Raw genomic sequence first — 2926 nt, 5'->3', positions numbered from 1 at the left:
GATTGCCAAACTAGCTAAAGTTGCCAAAATGATTAACAAGGCTAGAAAGGCTGAAGAAGTCGTTAAAGAAGGTAACCGACTTCGTAAGGCCAAGAAGATATATAAGATTGTTTCCAAAGAGCGTGCTAAGCAGAGGACTGAAGAGTACGCTGAGAAAGCGGCCAGGAAGCTTGAAGAGCAAGCTAGGAGGAATAAAAAAGGGGCCAACAAGGCTATAAGTGAGATTGCCAAGCGAAAAGCTGCAGAGCGATTGGCTAAAGCGAACTCTGAAAAAGCAGCAAGAGCTGCAGCCAAGAAAGCATCTCAGGCACGTGTTACTCGTCAAACGATACATGAGGCGACACATCGTGCGGGCAACACTCTCGCTAAGAAAAAAATTAAGCAAGAGACTGTTAAATCGACTGTCAAAAAAGGCAAGAAGCCGATTTCAGAGCGGAAGCTGACTAAAGCCGAGCAAAAGGCTTATGATCGTAAGGTTGGTAAGAAACCAAAGAAGAAGGTTTCTAAGAGCGCTAAAGTAAAGACGCCTAAGAAAAAGCATGTTTCAAAGACAAAAACCAAGCCATATTTAACTACAGCAAAAATCAAAGGTATGGCTAAAAATGGGAAAATCACAAGATTTATAAATAAGGAGAAGTACAATGAGCATTTTGAAAAACATAAAGTAGGAATTAGAAAGATTACGGGAAAAGAGATAAATAATAAAACAGAATATCTGCAGGAAGCAAAAGATGTTATTAAGCACGGAAAATATGAACCAAAAATGCATGCTTTCATTAGAAGAGCAACGAAAGCAAAGAAAAAGAGATATGGTTATAATTATGAATTTGTTGGAATTGATATTAAAACGGGAAGAATTACCACTCTACATGTAAAAACATCACGTCAATTACAAGATAAGGGAGTCAAGGTAGAGTGGCCGGAACCAAAATAGTGGAAGGAGAAACATTATAATGATAAAAGTTAAACAAATTGACCCAATTGATCCGTCATATGAAGATCCGTTCGTGCTATTAAGCGATGGTGCAATTGAAATCTGGGTTTATGCGGATGAATTTCACCATAAAGTTGGTGATGAATACTCACAAATATTGTCTCCATTATCAGGTGATGATGCTTATACAAAGAATGACCACGTCTATATGGCGACAAGAGTAGAAGAAGATGACTATTCTTACGACTTAGCTGGAAAAATTACTCCAGAGTGGAATTTAAAAGTTGGTGAGTTTGTAATCGATACACCGAAAGATACTTTTGATGGATTTGAAATTGGTGATTTCGTACATGTACAATTTGATAGATTAGATATCTGTGATTGCAAATAAGCGAATTACAAATGTTTTGAAAGGAAGGTAGACGATGTTAGTTGTTGTATTAATCGGATTATTACTAATAGTAATTACTCTAGGGTTAGGTTACTGGAGTTATGTACTAGGAAAACGAAACTCAACAAACCTAGTAGGAGCCATCATTCCAGCGGTGTACTTCATTGTACGAGCACTCTTAGCTGTGATGATGCAAGGTTCTACGCGAGAGCTGATTACCTCGCTAATTGGTAGTCTGATCTTCAGTTTGATTTACTACGGTTTGTTCGTGTGGGGAAAGCACCGAGCAAACAAAGCAAAAGCATAAATTAGGTTAAAAACTGGAACAGCTGATGCTCAACTTCGATGATGAGGCGCGGGTGTCAGCTGTTTTTAGTTAAGTCAATTGGAGTATCAAAGGAGGTTGAACCATGTTTGTGTTTATAGCGATTGGGTTAATTACGGCGGTCATTACCTTTGGGTTAGGATATTGGAGTTACGTGCTAGGTAAACGTAATCAGACTAATTTAATCGGGAGTATCATTCCGGGCGGTTATTTCATCGTACGTGTAATTTTCGCAGTGATGCTCAGTGAGGGGACTCACGAATTAATTACTAGCTTAGCTGGGAATCTAGCAATTACGATAATCTTCGTTGGCTTGTTTGCTTGGGGAAAGCAGCGAGCTGGCAAGGGACGTAAGAAAGCTTAGTTTAAGTTTATAAGAATAACGCTAAAGCAGTTAATCGCTAATTTTATTGGTGAAATTAGCTGCTTTAGTTTTACATAGAAAAGGGCATAACTCTTAGTCGTAATACGGGAATCAGTAAGAGTATTATTGCCTTGGCAACTGATGGGCTAGGATTCCGAGGATATTTAGATGAAAATGGTGAAATAACAAACTTTTATCCGGTGCTTAAGAGCCCTAAAAAATAATTTACTGGAGAAAATATATATGAATGAAAACTTTAAGATAATGAATAGTGGTGAAATTCGATTTGTAATTGGCCGACTTTTTTTCATAATTGATGGAGAGTACCGCAGAAAAATGTTAAAGTGCTTTGCAAATAAAGAAGGGTTTGGTCAAGAAGTTATATTTGCATTATTTCAATCGGATTTTGATGATGTTGATCAAGAGAGGCTTCCCAAGAGACTAGATGATGAGCACGTATTATTAGAGCAAAATTATCCAGTAGTAGAAGTGAATGAATTTGCATATTTGGATTTTCCGACTTTTTATGGATACGTATCTGATGAGATAAAAAAGATTGTTAAAGTGGATCCAGAAGAAAGCGACTTACTAGATTTATTAGCTAAAGTGAAACAGGGATTAGGTGTCTAGATTTTGTTTTAATGAGTAAAATACAACTATTTTTAGAATGGAGAGAAACATTATCATATTAGTTATTGTATTAATTGGACTACTGTTACTAGTCATCACCCTAGGGCTAGGCTATTGGAGCTATGTACTAGGTAAACGTAATCAAACAAATCTAGTAGGAGCCATCATCCCGGCGGTGTACTTCATTGTACGGGCACTATTAGCTGTGATGATGCAAAGTACAACACGAGGGCTTATAACCTCGTTAGTTGGTAGTTTAATCTACTACGGTTTGTTCGTGTG

At 37.5% G+C, this 2926-nt stretch carries 5 protein-coding genes and 1 pseudogene; all 6 read left to right on the top strand.

The genetic code is table 11. The features are described 5' to 3' along the window. A pseudogene (locus ACG95_RS14470) lies at positions 1-934 on the top strand (hypothetical protein); the annotation flags it as partial. A gap of 19 nt (positions 935-953) precedes the next feature. Continuing rightward, positions 954-1325 (top strand): hypothetical protein, encoded by a 372-nt coding sequence (locus ACG95_RS10715; protein ID WP_048000504.1) that lies wholly within the window; start codon positions 954-956, stop codon positions 1323-1325. A 34-nt stretch (positions 1326-1359) separates the two neighbouring features. Then, positions 1360-1632, top strand: coding sequence for a hypothetical protein (locus ACG95_RS10710; protein ID WP_048000503.1), 273 nt, complete (start codon positions 1360-1362; stop codon positions 1630-1632). A gap of 103 nt (positions 1633-1735) precedes the next feature. Continuing rightward, a complete protein-coding gene (locus ACG95_RS10705) occupies positions 1736-2014 on the top strand; it encodes a hypothetical protein (protein ID WP_048000502.1) in 279 nt (92 codons plus the stop codon). A 243-nt stretch (positions 2015-2257) separates the two neighbouring features. After that, positions 2258-2644 (top strand): hypothetical protein, encoded by a 387-nt coding sequence (locus ACG95_RS10700; protein WP_048000501.1) that lies wholly within the window; start codon positions 2258-2260, stop codon positions 2642-2644. 37 nt (positions 2645-2681) lie between these two features. Then, positions 2682-2926: hypothetical protein (locus ACG95_RS14795; protein WP_420324101.1), on the top strand; the 245-nt coding region annotated here is incomplete at its 3' end.

Origin of the sequence: Lactiplantibacillus herbarum, from assembly GCF_001039045.1 — a bacterium.
GTDB classification, from domain to species: Bacteria; Bacillota; Bacilli; order Lactobacillales; family Lactobacillaceae; genus Lactiplantibacillus; species Lactiplantibacillus herbarum.
This window is presented reverse-complemented; position numbering and strand designations above follow the sequence as displayed.